The following is an 18,057-nucleotide window of genomic DNA, read 5'->3' on the forward strand; positions in this document are numbered from 1 at the left end:
CCTCAGTCGCGGGTGGCGATATCGATGCCCTCGGTGGCCACCGTGGCCAGGTGGTCGATCTGCTCCTCGGTGATGACATACGGCGGCATGAAATACACCACGTTGCCCAGCGGGCGGAGCAGCGCCTCGCGGGTCAGAGCGTGCTGGTAGACGCGGATGCCGCGGCGTTCCTGCCACGGGAACGGGTCCCGTGCTGACTTGTCGCGTACCATCTCCATGGCCAGCACCATGCCGTGCTGGCGGATCTCCCCCACGTGCGGATGGTCTTCCAGATGGGCGACCGCCCGGCGCATGTGGGCTGACAGCGCCCGGTTGCGGGTGATGACGTCGTCGTCCCGGAAGATGTCCAGGGTCGCCAGCGCCGCACGGCAGGCAATGGGGTTGCCCGTGTAGCTGTGGGAGTGCATGAACGCCCGCAGCGTCGCGAAATCGTCGTAGAACGCCTCGTAGACGTGGTCGCTGGTCATTACCACAGCCAGGGGCAGATAGCCGGCGGTCAGCCCCTTGGAGAGCAGCAGGAAGTCCGGGACGATGCCGGCCTGCTCGCAGGCGAACAGCGTCCCCGTGCGGCCGAACCCGGTGGCGATCTCGTCGGCGATCAGATGGATCCCGTGCCGGTCGCAGGCCTCGCGCAGCAGCTCCAGGTAGACCGGGTCGTACATGCGCATGCCGGTGGCGCACTGGAGCAGGGGTTCGACGATCACCGCCGCCGTTTCGTGGGCATGCGCCTCCAGTGCCGCCTCCATGTGGGCGAACATGCGCCGGCTGTGCTGTTCCCAGCTTGTGTCCGGGTCCCGGTGGAAGCAGTCGGGAGAGGGCACGGTGACCGCCTCCATCAGCAGCGGTTTGTAGGTCTCCTTGTAGAGCGCCACATCGCCCACGCCCAGGGTGCCGAGCGTCTCGCCGTGGTAACTCTGGGTGAGTGTGATGAACTTGGTCTTGTTCGGATTGCCGCAGTTCTTCCAGTAGTGGTAGCTCATCTTCAGCGCCACCTCGACGGCGCTGGAGCCGTTGTCGGTATAGAAGCAGCGGCTCAGGGGGGCGGGCGTGATCTCCACCAGGCGTTCCGACAGCTCCACCACCGGCTCGTGGGAGAAGCCCGCGAGGATGACGTGCTCAAGGCTGTCGATCTGGTCTTTCAGCGCGGCATTGATGCGCGGGTTGGCGTGCCCGAACAGGTTCACCCACCAGGAGCTGATGGCGTCGATGTAGCGGTTGCCGTCGAAATCGTGGAGCCAGACGCCCTCGCCCCGCCTGATGGGGACCAGGGGCAGCCATTCGTGGTCCTTCATCTGGGTGCAGGGGTGCCAGACGGCGTTCAGGTCGCGCGCGATGACGTCGCGGTTGCTCATGGTGCTGCTCCACGCTGCGGGTTCAATGGCCGTAAACGAAAAACGCCTCCTCGGGTTTACAGCCCGAAGAGGCGTTCGACCTTACCGTCACCGTGGAGGCGGATCAATCCGCGGCGGCGGCCTTCTGCTTCTGGGTCAGCCCAAGGTTGTTCCAGATGGTCTCGGACGCCTTGGCCTGGTTCAGCGTGTAGAAGTGCAGCCCCGGCGCGCCGGCATCCAGCAGGTCGGCGCACATCGCCGTGACCACGTCGATGCCGAAGGCCTGCATGGATTCCTTGTCGCCCTTGGCGTCGTACGCTTCCAGGCGCTTGCGCAACCAGCGCGGAATGTCCGCACCGCACATGTCGGAGAAGCGCGCAAGCTGCTGGAAGTTGACGATGGGCATGATGCCCGGAACCAGCGGGATGTCGATCCCCATCTTCTCGCAGCTCTCAACGAACCGGTAATAGCCCTCCGGTGCGAAGAAGTACTGGGTCATGGCGCTGTCCGCGCCGGCATCCACCTTGCGCTTGAAGTTCTCCAGATCGGAGAAGGCATCCTTCGCCTCAGGGTGGATTTCCGGGTAGCAGCCCACCTCGATGTGGAAGTGGTCGCCGTGCTCCTGGCGGATGAACTCCACCAGCTCGTTGGCGTACTTGAAATGACCCGGGCCGCCGCCGGTACCCGAGGGCATGTCGCCGCGCAGGGCAACAATGTTGCGGATACCGTTCTCGCGGTAGCGGCTCAGCAGCTCGCGGATGCTGTCCGGCGTCGCGTCGATGCAGGACAGGTGCGGCGCCACGTCGATGCCGGAGCGCTTCTGGATGTCCACTACCGTCTCGAACGTGCGCTCGCGCGTGGATCCACCCGCGCCGAAGGTCACCGAGAACAGGCGCGGCCCCAGCGCCTGCAGGCGCTCGCGGGTCTTGCGCAGCCGCTCTTCCCCGTCCTCGTTCTTGGGCGGGAAGAACTCGAAACTGAAAACCGGTGAGTGTTTCTTCTGGGATTCCATCTGTCACCCCCGTATTGCGGGAACCATCGCCGGACCGGCCGGTTGCCGGCCCGGCGATGCGGGCCGCCCGATCGCCGCGGACGGCGGTCGGGCGGGCCGAGGGACCGAAAGGCGGCCGCTCAGTACCGGTAGGTATCCGGCTTGAACGGGCCATTCACGTCCAGACCAAGGTAGTCGGCCTGTTCCTTGGTCAGCTGGGTCAGCTTGGCGCCCAGCTTCTTCAGGTGCAGCTCCGCCACCTTCTCGTCCAGGTGCTTCGGCAGAACGTAGACCTTCTTCTCGTACTTCTCGAGATTCTGGGCGATCTCGATCTGTGCGAGCACCTGGTTGGTGAAGGAGTTGGACATCACGAAGCTCGGGTGGCCGGTGGCGCAACCCAGGTTGATCAGACGGCCCTCGGCCAGCAGCAGGATCTTGTTGCCGCTGGGCAGGGTGATGTGATCAACCTGCGGCTTGATGTTGTCCCACTCGTACTTGCGCAGGCTGGCCACGTCGATCTCGTTGTCGAAGTGGCCGATGTTGCACACGATGGAGTTGTGCTTCATGCGCACCATGTGGTCATGGGTGATGACCTGGTAGTTGCCGGTGGCGGTGACGAAGATGTCCGCCTTGTCGGCGGCATCGTCCATGGTGACCACCTGGTAGCCTTCCATCATGGCCTGCAGGGCGCAGATGGGGTCGATCTCGGTGATCCACACGGTGGCGCCCATGGCCTTCAGGCTCTGGGCCGAGCCCTTGCCCACGTCGCCGAAACCGCAGACCACGGCGATCTTGCCGGCGATCATGACGTCGGTCGCACGCTTCAGGCCGTCCACCAGGGACTCGCGACAGCCGTAGAGGTTGTCGAACTTGGACTTGGTCACCGAGTCGTTGACGTTGATGGCCGGGAAGGGCAGCTCGCCCGCCTTTTCCATCTTCAGCAGGGAGGCCACGCCGGTGGTGGTTTCCTCGGACACGCCGCGGATCTGCTCCAGCTGCTTGGTGTACCAGCCGTGGTTGGTCTCCAGGCGCGCCTTGATGCTGTTGAACAGGGCCTTCTCTTCCTCGGCACCGGGGTGGTCCAGGAAGGAGGGGTCCTTCTCCGCCTTGGAGCCGACGGTCAGCAGGGTGGTGGCGTCGCCGCCGTCATCCAGGATGGTGTTGGCACCGCCGTCGAAATCGAAGATGCGGTGGATGTACTCCCAGTATTCGTCCAGGGTCTCGCCCTTGTAGGCGAACACCGGCACGCCGCTCTTGGCGATGGCCGCAGCAGCGTGATCCTGGGTGGAGTAGATGTTGCAGGAGGCCCAGCGCACTTCGGCGCCCAGCTCCACCAGTGCCTCGATCAGCACGGCGGTCTGGATGGTCATGTGCAGGGAGCCGGCGATGCGCATGCCCTTCAGGGGCTGCTTGGCACGGTACTCCTCACGCACGGACATCAGGCCCGGCATTTCCGTCTCGGCGATCTCGATCTCCTTGCGACCCCAGTCGGCAAGGCCGATATCACTGACGATGTAATCGTTCTGGCTATCTACGACAGCATTCATTGTTGCTGACTCCGATTCTCTTCAGCGCAGTTTGTATGAGTAGGCATCCGGCTGAGCCTGGCAGGCTTGTGGCCTGTTGCAGCGCTCCTCAACCGGACGGCCAGCCGCGGTACGCGCGGTTGGCAACCCTCGCGCAATGCCCGCGGGCACTGCGCAGATACTGATTGCGTTACGCTCGCCGGGGATGGTTGGTCCCCGGCAAGTGTGCCACAACGGCTCAGAGGCCGGCAGCGTCCTTCAGGGCGGCGGCCTTGTCGGTCCGCTCCCAGGTGAACTCCTCGTCTTCGCGACCGAAGTGACCGTAGGACGCGGTCTTGGAGTAGATCGGGCGCAGCAGGTCCAGCGTGTTGACGATGCCGAACGGACGCAGGTCGAACTGGTCACGCACGATCTTCTCGATCTTCGCTTCGTCGATCTTGGCCGTGCCGAAGGTCTCGACCATCACGGAGGTGGGCTCGGCCACGCCGATGGCGTAGGAGAGCTGCACCTCGCACTTGCTGGCCAGGCCGGCGGCGACCACGTTCTTGGCGACGTAGCGCGCGGCGTAGGCAGCGGAGCGGTCCACCTTGGACGGGTCCTTGCCGGAGAAGGCGCCGCCGCCGTGGCGGGCCATGCCGCCGTAGGTGTCGACGATGATCTTGCGCCCGGTCAGGCCACAGTCACCCATGGGGCCGCCGATGACGAACCGGCCGGTCGGGTTGATGTGGAACTTGGTGTTGTTGTCGATCCACTTGGCCGGCAGCACCGGCTTGATGATCTCTTCCATCACCGCTTCGTGGATCTCGTTGTCGCTGACGTCGTCGGAGTGCTGGGTGGACAGCACCACGGCGTCCACACCCACGGCCACGTCGTCCTCGTAGCGCAGGGTGACCTGGCTCTTGGCGTCCGGACGCAGCCACGGCAGCTTGCCGTTGGCCAGCAGGGTGGCCTGCTGCTCCACCAGGCGGTGGGCGTAGTTGATGGCCGCCGGCATGTAGACGTCGGTCTCGTCGCAGGCGTAGCCGAACATGATGCCCTGGTCGCCGGCGCCCTGCTCCTCGGGGAGCTTGCGCTCAACGCCCTGGTTGATGTCCGGGGACTGCTTGCCCAGGGCGTTGATGAACGCGCAGGTGTCGGCGTCGAAGCCCATGTCGGAGGAGGTGTAGCCGATGCGCTTGGTGGTGGCGCGGGCGATGTCCTCGAAAGGCACGTTGGCCGTGGTCTTCAGCTCGCCGGCGAGCATGATCATGCCCGTGGTGGTGACCGTCTCGCAGGCCACCTTGGCCTTGGGATCCTGCTCCAGAATGGCGTCCAGCACGGCGTCGGAGATCTGGTCCGCCATCTTGTCCGGATGGCCGGCGGAGACGGATTCCGAGGTAAACATGTAAGACTTGCTCATTGTTGCTCCTCTCTATTGAGTATTCCGTAGTCAACAGTCGACGCGCGCCGCCGTGATGGCGGCGCACGCGTCGGCGTTACGCCTTGCGGAAGCGGAAAATGCCCCAGGCCAGGTAGCCATTGTTGCCACCGTCGACCCAGTGCTGCAGACCCGTCTTCATGCGGTCGATGTAGCCCTGGGAGATTTCCCCTTCCAGGCTGGCCTCGCGCCGCTTGGTCTCCTCCAGCACCCGGCCGTAATGGCGCGGCAGCTGGTGGGCGTGGTCCTCGTAGTCGATCTCCTCGAGGCCGTACTTCTTCGCCGTCTCCCGGTAGAACTTCGGCGAACCGAGCGTCTCCAGGTGGATGCGGTCAAGGATGGGCTGAAGCACGCCCTCGGGGCAATCATCCGCCTGCATCGGGTCGGTGAAGATCAGCACGCCGCCCGGCTTGAGCACCCGCGCTGCTTCCTCGATGACCTTCTCGCGGTTGCCGCTGTGCAGGAAGGAGTCCTGGGACCACACCACGTCGAAGTGGTTGTCCGGGTAAGGAATCTCCTCGAAGCTCGCGTCCAGCACCTCGATCATGTGCTCCAGGCCCACGGCGCGGTTCATCTCGCGATCGCGCTCGTTCTCCACCTCCGAGAGGTTCAGGGCCACGACGGGGCATCCGAACGAGGACGCCAGATAGCGGGCCGTGCCGCCGTAGCCGGCGCCCAGGTCCAGGACCTTGTGCTCCGGGGTCAGCTCGCCCAGCAGGTCGCCCATGTGCGCGACGGTGCGGCGGCTGGCATCGGCGATGGGTTCCACGTCATCCTCGTAGAGGCCAACGTGGATGTCCTCGCCGCCCCATACCCGGTGGTAGAAGCGGTCCGCATCGTCACTATTGTAGTACTCGCGTGCCGTGGCGACGGCACCGGTGTAGTTCTGGCTGCTCATTGTTCGTCCTCCACATACTTCTTCTCGGCGAAGTGGATGAAGAAGTCCGGCTCGCTCTCCCGGTAGGTCTCCTTGAAATCGCCGTAGGTCTGGATGTCCTGGAACCCGACCTCGCGCATCAGACGGCGCGCATAGGCCTTCCGCAGCGGGAACATGTTGAGGTGGTAAACGGAGTCATCGGGGAAGGCGTAGCGGAAGCGGGTCAGGCCAGGGTCCACGTACTCGGGGTAGACCGAGATGTCGTTGCCGCAGTAGTAGTACGTGTGCTTGCTGGAGTAGCCGTGATCCAGGATGGAGTCGTAGTTACGCTGGTCCAGGATCAGCACACCGTCATGGTTCAGCGCGGAATAGAACTCCGCCAGTGTCTTGCGGCGATCATTCTCGTTGAACAGGTGGGTGAAGGAGTTACCCAGGCAGATCACCGCATCGTAGCGGCCGTTGATGTCCCGGTTCAGCTGGCGCCAGTCGGCCTGGACCGTGCGCAGGATGTGTCCGCGCTTGCGCCCGTTCTCGAACGCCTTGGCGAGCATGTCGGCGCTGCCGTCGGCGCTCACCACGTCAAAGCCGGCCTCGATCAGACGGACCGAGTGGAAGCCGGTGCCGCAGGCAACGTCCAGGATCCGCTTGACGCCGCGCTCCTTGAGCGTCTGGATGAAGAAATCACCCTCGCTCTCCGCGCGACTGTCCCAGTCGATCAGGTCGTCCCATTTGTCGACGAAGCCGTCGTTGTACTCTTTCACGTAATGATCGGTATCGCGACATTCCTCGGGTTTCGGCCCGAAAGCCTGATCTTTACTTGCTGTCGAAGACATAGTGTTACCTCCCACCGTCCAGGGAAAAATGCGTGCAGCTGGCACGCGACCGGCCCGGGGTGTCAGGTGCCCGTACTTCAATACCTGAACCACGAATGGTCTGGATGCACGAATGCGTCTCCAAACCTGCTGGCTCGGCGAAAACAGCTGCACTGTTGCTGATCAGCCGCAATGGTGGTGTGCGGCCGGCAGCCTTCTTGCGGAACCCAGACGTCTGCTGAGCGTCCGCACTGGAAAAAAGTTGATTGTTTTTGGCCACAGAGCAGGACGGGGAAACCTGGTGATGCAGGTCATCCAGCTCCGGCAGCCCGAAGGACACGCAACGCGTCACCTTGCCGACGCGGTGCCTGGGTCGACGTACGAGTCGCCTTGTGTATGTGGCGAGCGTCCAGTACGCGACGAAAGGCAAATTCTCACTGCGCCATTGATTGCAGGTCTGGCGCAGTACCCCCCCTAACCTATCGTGTTCTGAGAGGATTTCAACCGTTGTAAACGGTGACGGCGGGGAAATGGCTGTCGGAGCCGGCGTATGGCGGCGCTTCCGGCTGTCTTGCCCGGGGCCGTGGATTTCGAGACAATTCACGGCTTTCAGCGTGCCCGGGAGTGCCCGGGTGGCTGTCGTCCACTTGCAGATCCGGAGACTGTCGCCGATGCCCTCTCGTCGTGAACTTGCCAATGCGATCCGTGCGCTCAGCATGGATGCCGTCCAGCAAGCGAAGTCCGGTCATCCCGGTGCGCCCATGGGCATGGCGGACATCGCCGAGGTGCTGTGGAATGACCACCTGCGGCACAACCCGGCCAACCCCGACTGGTGGAACCGGGACCGGTTCGTGCTCTCCAACGGGCACGGATCCATGCTGCTGTACAGCCTGCTGCATCTCTCCGGTTACGACCTGGGCATGGAGGATATCCGCCGCTTCCGTCAGCTCGATTCACGGACGCCCGGACACCCCGAGCTCGGCTATACGCCGGGTGTCGAGACGACCACCGGCCCGCTGGGGCAGGGGCTGGCCAACGCGGTGGGCATGGCGCTGGCGGAGAAGATCCTGGCCGCGCAGTTCAACCGGCCCGGTCACGAACTGGTGGATCACCACACCTACTGCTTCGCCGGCGACGGCTGCCTCATGGAAGGCATCTCGCACGAGGCCTGTTCGCTTGCCGGCACGCTGGGGCTCGGCAAGCTGATCGTCTTCTACGATGACAACGGCATCTCCATCGACGGCAAGGTCGAGGGCTGGTTTACCGACAACACGCCCGCGCGGTTCCGGGCCTACGGCTGGCACGTGATCGCCGACGTGGATGGCCATGACAGTGAGGCCATTGACGCCGCCATTCGCAAGGCGCGCCAGGAGTCCGACAAGCCCACGCTGATCTGCTGCAAGACCGTGATCGGTTTCGGCGCCCCCAACGCCTGTGGCAGCCACAGCGTTCACGGCGCCCCCCTGGGCGATGACGAGATCCAGGCCACCCGCGAGTTCCTCAAGTGGGACCACGGGCCGTTTGAAGTGCCCGATGCCGTCTACGAGGGCTGGGACGCCCGTACGGCCGGCGCTGCCGCCGAAGAGGCGTGGCAGCGCGTTCACGAGGACTACCGGCGGGCCCATCCGGAACTGGCGGCCGAGTTCGACCGGCGCATGCAGGGGGCGCTGCCCGCCAGCTTCGCGGAGCACGCCGACGATCTCATCCGCAAGGCGGCGGAAGACGGCGCATCCGTTGCCAGCCGCAAGGCATCGGAGATGGCGCTGGAAGGGTTCGGCCCCTATCTGCCCGACCTGGTCGGCGGCTCCGCCGACCTCACCGGGTCCAACAACACCCGCTGGTCCGGGTGCACCCCGGTGACCGCGGCGGACGGCGACGGCAACTACATTTTCTATGGCGTGCGCGAGTTCGCCATGACCGCAATCCAGAACGGCATTGCCCTGCACGGCGGTTTCATCCCCTACGGCGGCACCTTCCTGGTGTTCTCCGACTACGCCCGCAACGCCGTACGCATGGCCGCCCTCATGGGCCAGCGCAACGTGATGGTCTACACCCACGACTCCATCGGTCTGGGTGAGGACGGGCCGACGCACCAGCCCGTCGAGCACCTGGCCAGTCTGCGCATGATCCCCCGCTTGAGCCTGTGGCGTCCCTGTGACGCCGTGGAGACCGTCGTCGCCTGGCGCGCCGCCATCGAGCGTGCCGACGGGCCGACCGCTCTGGTGCTCAGCCGGCAGGGTCTGCCCCATCAGGAGCGTGCTCCGGACCAGATCGACGCCATTCGACGCGGTGGCTACGTGCTCCGGGACAGTGGCAGCGCCCCGGAACTGATCCTGATTGCCACCGGGGCGGAAGTGGGCCTGGCCGTGGAGGCCTGGGAGCAGCTGCAGTCCGACGGCGTTGCCGCGCGGGTGGTGTCCATGCCGGCGGTGGATGTCTTCGAGGCGCAGGACGAGGCCTACCGTGAGTCCGTGCTTCCCGCTGCCTGTGACCGGCGCGTCGCCATCGAGGCGGCGTCGGCCGAGTACTGGTACCGGTTCGTCGGGCCGCGAGGCCGTGTCGTGGGCATGCACGGCTTCGGCGAGTCCGCTCCGGCAGGCGATCTGTTCAGGCACTTCGGCTTCACTGTCGACAACGTGCTCGCACAGGCGCGCGCCGTGCTCGGTCACTGACGATGCTGCGCCTTGCCATCAATGGCTATGGCCGGATCGGTCGCTGTATCCTGCGCGCGCTGCACGAAGGCGATCGCCGGGACCGCATGAGCGTGGTCGCCATCAACGAGCCCGCGGACCTGGAGAGCATCGCCCACCTCACACGCTTTGACTCCACGCACGGCGCGTTTCCGGGTCGCGTGGAGGTGGATGGCAGGGACCTGGTCGTGGATGGCCAGCCGATTGCCGTCAGTCACGCCACCGATCCGGAAGGGATCAATTGGGGGGTCCACCACGTGGACCTGGTGCTGGAGTGCTCCGGCAGCTTCAGTCAGCGCGCCGGCGCCGAGCGCCATCTGGCGGCGGGCGCACCGCGGCTGCTGATCTCCCACCCCATGGCCGACGCCTCGGATGTGGATCTGACGGTGGTGCAGGGCGTGAACGCCAACGCACTGAAACCCGAGCACCGGCTGGTATCCAACGCCTCGTGCAGCACCAACTGCCTGCTGCCGGTGCTGCGGCTGCTGCAGGACTACGTGGGTATCGAGGCGGCCAGCGTCACCACCGTTCATTCGGTGATGAATGATCAGCCGCTGGTGGATGGCTACCACGCCTCGGATCTGCGCCGCACGCGCTCGGCGCTCGCCTCCATCGTGCCCGTCTCCACCGGGCTGGCCCGCGGGATCGCCCGGTTCATGCCGGAGTTGACCGACCGTATCCATGCGCAACACCTGCGCGTGCCGACGCTGAATGTGTCGGCAATGGACGTGAGTCTGCAGCTGAACAGGCGCGTCGAAGCGGCCGCCCTCAACGATCTGCTGAAGGCGGCCGCAGAAGGGCCGATGGCCGGCGTGCTCGGCTACAGCGACCGCGCACACGCGTCCACGGACTTCAATCACGACCCGCGCTCTGTCATCGTCGACGGAACACAGACCCGTGTCAGCGGCGATCTCGCGCACCTGATGCTGTGGTTCGACAACGAGTGGGGGTTCGCCAACCGGATGCTCGACGTGGCCGAACGGTGGCTCAGGGCGGCCTGATCGCGGTCCGCCGTCCGTCGCCTCTGCGCCGCGTGGGCAATGCCGGCCCGATTCACCGACCAACCGAAAGGAAGTGCCCATGTCCGTGCTCCGCATGACCGACCTGGACCTTGCCGGCAAGCGTGTCCTGATCCGGGAGGACCTCAACGTGCCCGTGGATGACGCCGGCCGGGTTACCGACGACACGCGCCTGCGCGCCTCCCTGACCACCATCCGGCACGCCCTGGATGCGGGCGCCAAGGTGATGCTGCTGAGCCACCTGGGGCGTCCGAAGGAGGGCCAGCCCGATCCGTCCGCCTCCCTGGCGCCCGTGGCCCTGCGCCTGGGCGAACTGCTCGGCCGGGATGTGCGGCTGGAAACCAGCTGGCTCGACGGCCTCACTGTCGATGACGGCGAACTGGTGCTGTGCGAGAACGTGCGCTTCAACGCAGGCGAAAAGGCCAACGACGATGGCCTGGCACAGCGCATGGCAGCGCTCTGCGACGTGTTCGTCATGGACGCCTTCGGCACCGCTCACCGCGCCCAGGCCTCCACCCACGGCGTGGCGCGCTACGCCCCGGTGGCCTGCGCCGGCCCGCTACTGGCCGCCGAGCTGGACGCCCTGGGCAAGGCCCTGGAGACGCCGGCGCGGCCCATGACCGCCATTGTCGGCGGCTCCAAGGTGTCCACCAAGCTCACGGTGCTGGAGTCCCTCTCCGGTGTGGTGGATCAGCTCATCGTCGGCGGCGGTATTGCCAACACCTTCATCGCCGCCGCCGGTCACCCGGTGGGCAAGTCGCTCTACGAGGCGGACCTGGTCGACGAGGCGAAGCGACTCATGGAGGCGGCACGGGCCAAGGGTGGCGAGATTCCCGTGCCCACGGACGTGGTGACTGCCAAGGCGTTCGCCGAGGACGCGGCGGCGACCACCAAGCCGGTGGCCGATGTGGCTGACGACGACCTGATCCTGGATATCGGCCCGGAGACCGCCCGCCATTACGCCACGCTGCTCAAGCAGGCCGGGACCATCGTCTGGAACGGCCCGGTGGGCGTGTTCGAGTTCGAGCAGTTCGGGGGCGGTACGCAGGCGTTGAGCGAGGCCATCGCGGCCAGCGAGGCGTTCTCCATCGCCGGCGGCGGCGACACCCTGGCGGCGGTGTCCCGCTACGGGGTGGGGGACCGGATCTCCTACATCTCCACCGGCGGCGGTGCCTTCCTGGAGTTCCTGGAAGGCAAGACCCTGCCGGCAGTGGCCATCCTGGAAGAGCGCGCCCGGACGGTGTGAATGGTCGCGGCTTGCGCCGCTCCTACGGAACGTCATGGCGTTGTGGGAGCGGCGCAAGCCGCGACACCACGTTGGCACGACCGGGGATCATTCGCCGGTCAGCAGCCGTGCCGCCTCCCGGTATTTCTCCGCCGTCTGCCGCAGGATCTCCTCCGGCAGCGTCGGCCCCGGGGCCGTCTTGTCCCAGTCCAGCGTCTCCAGGTAATCGCGCACGAACTGCTTGTCGAAGCTCGGTGGCGAGGTGCCGATGCGGTAGTCGGTTGCGGGCCAGAAGCGGGAGGAGTCCGGGGTGAGCGCCTCGTCGATGAGCGTCAGCCGGTCATCGGCATCGAGGCCGAACTCGAACTTGGTGTCGGCGATGATGATGCCGCGGGGCGCGGCGTACGCCGCCGCCTCCCGGTAGAGTCGCAGTGACACGTCCCGGATCTGCTCCGCCAGCGGGCGGCCCAGGGCCCCGATGGTGGCCTCGAACGCGACGTTCTCGTCGTGGTCGCCCACGGCGGCTTTCGTGGATGGCGTGTAGATGGGTTCCGGCAGCTGCTGGGCCTGCTGCAGCCCGTCCGGCAGGCGGATACCGCAGACTTCGCCGCTGGCCTGGTAGTCCTTCCAGCCGGAGCCGCTGATGTAGCCGCGCACGATCGCTTCCACCGGCAGGGGGCGGAGCCGGCGAACCACCACCGCACGCCCCTCGATCTGTGCCCGGTCGTCCGCATCGGGCACGGCCTCGGCAAGCGGCATCGCCGCCAGGTGGTTGGGAATGATGCCCCGCAGGCGGTCGAACCAGAAATTCGACACCCGTGTCAGCACCAGCCCCTTGCCCGGGACCGGGTCGGGGAGGACCACGTCGAACGCGGACAGGCGGTCCGTGGTGACGATGAGCATGTGGTCGTCGTCCACGGCGTAGATGTCGCGGACCTTGCCCTGCTGGATCAGGGGCAGGCTGTGCAGGGAGCTGGTATGCAGGCGCGCCGGGGGTTGCGTCATGGTTCCGTTCCATTGGCTCGTGCGTGAGTCGCGATGATACCGGAACCGCTGCAGTCAGCGCCAAGCCGGCGCGTGCGGTTCAGGCGTCCGCGTTGCGGATGGTCTGATAGGCGTCGAGCGCGGCCTGTCTGGATGCCTTGAGGTCGACAATCGGGTGGGGGTAGGTTACGCCCAGCGTCACACGGGCATCGCGCAGCACATCCGCGGGCGCCTGCCACGGCGCGTGGATGTGCTTCGCCGGGAGGGTCTCCAGCTCCGGCACCCACTGGCGCACGTAGGCGCCGTCCGGGTCGAAGCGCTCGCCCTGGCGCACCGGATTGAACACCCGGAAATAGGGCGCGGCGTCGGCGCCGCAGCCCTGGATCCACTGCCAGCCCATGCTGTTGTTGGCGAGGTCCGCGTCCACCAGCGTATCCCAGAACCAGGCCTCGCCCCGCTGCCACGGGACGCGCAGGTTCTTGGTCAGCAGCGAGCCTACCACCATGCGCAGCCGGTTGTGCATCCAGCCGGTCTGCCACAGTTCGCGCATGCCGGCGTCGACGATGGGTATACCGGTCTGCCCCGCCTGCCACGCCGCCAGGGCGGTGTCCCCGTCCGGGTCCCAGGGAAAGGCACGGAAGCGGGTGTCGATGGGGTCGTCGGGCATGCCGGGGAAATGGAACAGCAGGTGGTGGCCGAACTCACGCCAGGCCACTTCGCTGAGGAACGATTCCGCATCGTCGCCATCGCCACCCGGTGAATCGCGCGTGGCGGTCCAGATCTGCCGCGGGCTGATCTCGCCGAAATGCAGGTGAGGGGACAGCCCCGATGTCCCGGGGACGGAGGGCCAGTCACGCCGGTCGTCGTAGCCGCGCAGGCGCGCCTCCAGAAACGTCGTCAGCCGCTGCCAGGCGCCCGCTTCACCGGGCGACCAGACCGGCTCGAAGCCCCTGTCCCAGCGGATGGCCGGCAGTAGCCGGAGGTCATCGAGGGCGGTGGAAGCGGGGCGTGCGGCCGGTGCGTCCATGTCGGGAACCGGCAAGGGGCGATCCGGCGACGCCTGCCGCCGCAGGCTCCGCCAGAAGGGGGTGAAGGTGCGGTAGTGGCCGCCGTCGCCCTTGCGGATCTCCCAGGGTTCGAAGAGCAGGGCGCCCTTGTGGCTCTCGGCACCGATGCCTTCTTCCCGCAGGATGCGCTTGATCTGTTGGTCCCGTTCGATAATGGCCGGATCGTAGAGCCGGTTCCAGGCCACCGCGTCGGCACCCGTCTCGCGAATCAGCCTGCGCAGGGTCTCCAGCGTCGTGGTTCCGGTGGCAATGAGCAGCGGCAACCGGTGGCGGGCGAGCTGGTCCTGGAGCGCCGCCAGGCTATGATGAAGCCACCACCGGCTGGCGCCACCCGGTGCCCACGGGGATTCTTCATCGGGTGCATGGATATAGACGGGCAACACCGCGCCGGCAGCCGCCGCCGCGCTCAGGGCGGGATTGTCGTGCAGGCGCAGGTCGCGGCGGAACCAGACCAGCGTTGTCGTCATGCAGACTGGCGCTGGTTGTAGTGCGTGTCCAGAGCGCGTACGGCTGCGCCGGTGTCCTCGCCGTCCACGAGCGTGAACCGCTCGGCATGGCCCTGGAGAGGGGCGGTGTTGCCGGCGACGAAGACCGGCACGTCGCCAGCGAGCCGGTTCAGTCCGGCTGTGCCGCCGGTATCGCCGCCGGTCCACAGCAACACACTTTCGGCGCCGGTCTGGCGGGCGGCGGTTGCCAGCGCGTCCGTGTCCACGGCGCACCCCAGAAGCGCGGTCCGGAATCCGTGGTCGATCAGCTGCAGGCCCAGCAGCAGCAGCGGGATGTCGTCGGCGCCGGAGTCCGTGGTCGCCAGCAGGACCCGGGGCCCGGCCGCCCGGCGGCAGCGGTGATGCATGCGGGCACTCAGGACCGTGCGCAGCCAGCTGTGGAGAAAGGCGCGTGCGGCCTGGTCGTCGGCGCTGCCCCCGGGTGGAAACTGCCGGTACAGCGGCGCCAGCAGGTGGTGCTGCACCTGGCTCGGGGCGAACAGCGAACAGGCCTCTTCGTAACACTCCGACAAGGCCTGTTCGTCATAAACGGTCACCCCGGTGCGCATGCGCGTCAGCAGGGCGCTCCAGGTGTCCTCGCCCGGGTCCGTGGTCTCCGCCGTGGTGGCCGCCGCGTCCCCGTCGCCCTCGTCCAGCACCTGCCGCGCCTGGCTGATGGGGATGCCCCGGTCCAGCAGTACCAGGATCTGGTTGATGCGGTCGATGTCCCGTTCGGTGTAGAGACGGTGCCCCTTGGGGGTGCGCTGTGGGCGGATCAGCCCGTAGCGCCGCTCCCAGGCGCGCAATGTCACCGGGTTGACCCCGGTCATGGACGAAATCGTCCGGATTGGATATAGCCCCTTGCTCAACGCGCTGACTCCCTTTGGCCGCCACGGCCGGCCACGGTCCGAATGTATAGCTATTGTATCAGTTCATCAAGCGGTTGTTCCCGGCCGGCTGCCGGATCCGGGGTCAGCGACGCGCCAGTGTCTGGAAATGCAACGGGAAGGGGGTGTTGTCGTCGGGTGCCTGGTGGCGCTCGTCGATCACCTGCCAGTCGTGCGCGTCGAAGGCGGGAAACCAGGTGTCGCCATCAATGGCGGTGTGGACCCAGGTGAGGTAGAGGCGGTCGGCGCGGGGCAGGAACAGCCGGTAGATCTCGGCGCCACCGATGATCATGACTTCCCTGGCGTCCCCCGCCGCGGTGAGTGCGGCATCGGCGTCGGCGACGACGGTACAGCCGGGGGCCTGGAAGTCGGGGTTGCGCGTCATGACGATGTTGTGACGGTCCGGCAGCGGGCGGCCGATGGAGAGGTAGTTGCGGCGCCCCATGATCACCGGCTTGCCGCGGGTGGTGCGCTTGAAGTGGCGCAGGTCGTCGGGAATGCGCCAGGGCAGGTCGTTGCCCTTGCCGATGACGTGGTCGGGGGTGAGGGCGGCGATGAGTGAGATCATGGTGAATATCCGCTCCGCTGCGTTCGTGGGTCGACCTCAAACAAAGGCACGGTGGGGATCGGGTGCGCCGGTCATGGACCGTCTCCAGCCATGGACGGCTGGAGACGAGCCTACAGGGAGGTACTCGTGGCGTGTCCATGACCGGCGTACCCGATCCCCACCCCCCGGAATATGCCTCACAGCTCCGGGCGGGGAGACTAGCTGCTTCTCCCGGCCGCCGGGGATGCGTCCGGGGGCTCCGGGCGGGCAATGCGGTCACGGACACGCCAACAAGTACGTCCCTGTAGGCTCGGCATCGGCCATCCCTGGCCGATGACGGTCCGTGACCGCATCACCCGCCCGGAGCCTGTGCCTGCTACGATCCGTTGCCTGCGCCGGAACTCAAACCGCGACCGGCGCCTTGATGTGCGGCTCCGGGTTGTAGCCTTCCAGACGGAAATCGTCGTAGGTGAACGCGAACAGGTCGTCCACCGCCGGGTTCAGATGCATGGTCGGCAACGGGTGCGGTGTGCGTGCCAGCTGGGTGTCCGCCTGCTCCAGGTGGTTCAGGTACAGGTGCGCGTCGCCGAGGGTGTGCACGAACGCCCCCGGGCGCAGGCCCGTGACCTGGGCAATCATCAGGGTCAGCAGCGCGTAGGAGGCGATGTTGAACGGCACGCCCAGGAAGATGTCCGCGCTGCGTTGGTAGAGCTGGCAGGAGAGGCGGCCGTCGGCCACGTAGAACTGGAACAGCGCATGGCACGGCGGCAGGGCCATGTCGTCCACTTCCGCCGGGTTCCAGGCGCTGACCATGAGCCGGCGCGAGTCCGGGTTGCGGCGGATCTGCTCCAGCAGGCGGCCGATCTGGTCAATGCGCTCGCCGTTGGGTGCCGGCCAGGAGCGCCACTGCACGCCGTAGACGGGGCCGAGATCGCCGTTGTCGTCGGCCCACGCGTCCCAGATGCTGACGCCGTGGCGCTTGAGGTAGCCGATGTTGCTGTCGCCGCTGAGAAACCACAGCAGCTCGTGGATCACCGATTTCAGGTGAATCTTCTTGGTGGTCACCAGCGGGAAGCCATCAGTCAGGTCGAAGCGCATCTGGTGGCCGAACACGGACAGGGTGCCCGTGCCGGTGCGGTCCTCCTTGCGGAAGCCGTGGTCGCGCACGTGGCGCATGAGGTCGAGGTACTGCTGCACGGCCGCTCTCCTATGTCCTGTTGCCGGCGGTGGTGCCCTGGCCGCGGCTGTAAGCGAGGTACAGCAGTGCCGCGCCCAGGGCGACCATGGGCAGCGACAGCAGTTGCCCCATGGTGAACCAGTCGAAGGCCAGGTAGCCCAGTTGCTCGTCAGGCAGGCGCACGAACTCGACGATGAACCGGAAGCTGCCATAGAGCACCAGGAACAGCCCGGACACGGCCATGGTCGGCCGCGGTTTGCGCGAGAACAGCCACAGCGCCACGAACAGCACCACGCCTTCCAGCAGGAACTGGTAGAGCTGGCTCGGGTGGCGCGGGTCGGGCCCCATGGGCGGGTAGACCATGGCCCACGGCACGTCGCTCACGCGCCCCCACAGCTCGCCGTTGATGAAGTTGCCGAGGCGGCCGGCGCCCAGCCCGATGGGCACCAGGGGGGCGGCGAAGTCCGTCAGGCGCAGAAAGCCGCAGCCCGTGCGCCAGCTGTAGAGCCAGAGCCCGGCGAGCACGCCGAGCAGCCCGCCGTGGAAGCTCATGCCCCCTTCCCAGATGCGGATCAGCGCCAGCGGGTCGGTGGTGAGCAGGGCGGTCTCGTAGAACAGGACGTAGCCGATGCGCCCGCCCAGGATGACGCCGATGGCGCCGAAAACGAGGACGTCTTCCATCTGCTGCGGCCGGACCGGGCTGTCGTCGCGGCGCGCCCGCCAGCGGCCGAGCAGCCAGGCGCCGAGAAAGCCCACCAGGTACATGAGGCCGTACCAGTGGATGGCGATGGGGCCGAGGTCGATGGCGACCGGGTCGATGTCTGGATAAGTCAGCATGATTGGCGATCTTACCTTCCTGGTGGAGAGGTTGCAGCTCGTATGGCGCCCAGGCGGTGACTCGGTCACGGACCGTCATCGGCCATGGACGGCCGATGACGAGCAGCCGTAGGGTGGACCTTCAGGTCCACCCTACGGGCGCGTCACGGCCCATGGGCCCGTGTTACCACGCCGTGCGCCGCCTC

15 protein-coding genes and 1 riboswitch are annotated in these 18,057 nt (G+C 66.6%); of the genes, 3 read left to right on the forward strand and 12 right to left on the reverse strand.

Features of this window, described 5'->3' with window-relative positions; genetic code table 11:
• Positions 1–2: 2 nt before the first annotated feature.
• The 6 genes from BMZ02_RS11790 to BMZ02_RS11815 form a co-directional block, all read right to left on the reverse strand.
• The gene (locus BMZ02_RS11790; RefSeq protein WP_091643937.1) at positions 3–1,352 is read right to left on the reverse strand and encodes an adenosylmethionine--8-amino-7-oxononanoate transaminase; all 1,350 of its coding nucleotides are present in this window, start codon (positions 1,350–1,352) and stop codon (positions 3–5) included.
• Between the two features lie 103 nt (positions 1,353–1,455).
• Complete coding sequence (gene metF / locus BMZ02_RS11795; protein WP_091643940.1) at positions 1,456–2,343, reverse strand: methylenetetrahydrofolate reductase [NAD(P)H]; 888 nt, start codon at positions 2,341–2,343, stop codon at positions 1,456–1,458.
• A 119-nt stretch (positions 2,344–2,462) separates the two neighbouring features.
• A complete protein-coding gene (gene ahcY / locus BMZ02_RS11800) occupies positions 2,463–3,869 on the reverse strand; it encodes an adenosylhomocysteinase (RefSeq protein ID WP_091643943.1) in 1,407 nt (468 codons plus the stop codon).
• A 15-nt stretch (positions 3,870–3,884) separates the two neighbouring features.
• A riboswitch (S-adenosyl-L-homocysteine riboswitch) is annotated at positions 3,885–3,965 on the reverse strand.
• Positions 3,966–4,086: 121 nt separating this feature from the next.
• Complete coding sequence (gene metK / locus BMZ02_RS11805) at positions 4,087–5,247, reverse strand: methionine adenosyltransferase (protein ID WP_091643945.1); 1,161 nt, start codon at positions 5,245–5,247, stop codon at positions 4,087–4,089.
• A gap of 76 nt (positions 5,248–5,323) precedes the next feature.
• The gene (locus tag BMZ02_RS11810) at positions 5,324–6,163 is read right to left on the reverse strand and encodes an SAM-dependent methyltransferase (protein WP_091643948.1); all 840 of its coding nucleotides are present in this window, start codon (positions 6,161–6,163) and stop codon (positions 5,324–5,326) included.
• Positions 6,160–6,975, reverse strand: a complete 816-nt coding sequence (locus BMZ02_RS11815) for a glycine/sarcosine N-methyltransferase (protein ID WP_091643951.1) — start codon at positions 6,973–6,975, stop codon at positions 6,160–6,162. Before BMZ02_RS11815 ends, BMZ02_RS11810 begins: the two co-directional genes overlap by 4 nt.
• Before the next feature lie 650 nt (positions 6,976–7,625).
• Between BMZ02_RS11815 and tkt the strand changes: the two genes are divergently transcribed.
• The 3 genes from tkt to BMZ02_RS11830 all read left to right on the forward strand — a co-directional run bounded on the left by tkt (position 7,626) and on the right by BMZ02_RS11830 (position 11,909).
• Entirely contained in the window at positions 7,626–9,626 is a 2,001-nt protein-coding gene (gene tkt / locus BMZ02_RS11820; RefSeq protein ID WP_091643954.1) for a transketolase, read from the forward strand.
• 2 nt (positions 9,627–9,628) lie between these two features.
• Entirely contained in the window at positions 9,629–10,645 is a 1,017-nt protein-coding gene (locus BMZ02_RS11825) for a type I glyceraldehyde-3-phosphate dehydrogenase (RefSeq protein ID WP_091643957.1), read from the forward strand.
• 79 nt (positions 10,646–10,724) lie between these two features.
• Positions 10,725–11,909, forward strand: a complete 1,185-nt coding sequence (locus BMZ02_RS11830) for a phosphoglycerate kinase (RefSeq protein WP_091643960.1) — start codon at positions 10,725–10,727, stop codon at positions 11,907–11,909.
• An 87-nt stretch (positions 11,910–11,996) separates the two neighbouring features.
• Here the strand turns inward: BMZ02_RS11830 and BMZ02_RS11835 are convergent, their stop codons facing one another.
• The 6 genes from BMZ02_RS11835 to lgt all read right to left on the reverse strand — a co-directional run bounded on the left by BMZ02_RS11835 (position 11,997) and on the right by lgt (position 17,872).
• The gene (locus BMZ02_RS11835) at positions 11,997–12,893 is read right to left on the reverse strand and encodes a phosphoribosylaminoimidazolesuccinocarboxamide synthase (RefSeq protein WP_091643962.1); all 897 of its coding nucleotides are present in this window, start codon (positions 12,891–12,893) and stop codon (positions 11,997–11,999) included.
• A gap of 79 nt (positions 12,894–12,972) precedes the next feature.
• On the reverse strand, positions 12,973–14,406 hold the full coding sequence (locus BMZ02_RS11840; protein ID WP_091643965.1) for a cryptochrome/photolyase family protein: 1,434 nt from the start codon (positions 14,404–14,406) through the stop codon (positions 12,973–12,975).
• Positions 14,403–15,293 carry a MerR family transcriptional regulator gene (locus BMZ02_RS11845; protein ID WP_281244336.1) on the reverse strand — a complete coding sequence of 297 codons (891 nt, stop codon included), beginning with the start codon at positions 15,291–15,293 and terminating at the stop codon, positions 14,403–14,405. Before BMZ02_RS11845 ends, BMZ02_RS11840 begins: the two co-directional genes overlap by 4 nt.
• Before the next feature lie 103 nt (positions 15,294–15,396).
• Positions 15,397–15,879, reverse strand: coding sequence for a dihydrofolate reductase (locus BMZ02_RS11850; protein WP_091643971.1), 483 nt, complete (start codon positions 15,877–15,879; stop codon positions 15,397–15,399).
• Between the two features lie 381 nt (positions 15,880–16,260).
• Entirely contained in the window at positions 16,261–17,055 is a 795-nt protein-coding gene (locus BMZ02_RS11855; RefSeq protein ID WP_091643974.1) for a thymidylate synthase, read from the reverse strand.
• Positions 17,056–17,065: 10 nt separating this feature from the next.
• Positions 17,066–17,872, reverse strand: a complete 807-nt coding sequence (lgt, locus tag BMZ02_RS11860) for a prolipoprotein diacylglyceryl transferase (protein WP_091643977.1) — start codon at positions 17,870–17,872, stop codon at positions 17,066–17,068.
• Between the last annotated feature and the right edge of the window lie 185 nt (positions 17,873–18,057).

Source organism: Aquisalimonas asiatica (assembly GCF_900110585.1).
Classification (GTDB): Bacteria; Pseudomonadota; Gammaproteobacteria; order Nitrococcales; family Aquisalimonadaceae; genus Aquisalimonas; species Aquisalimonas asiatica.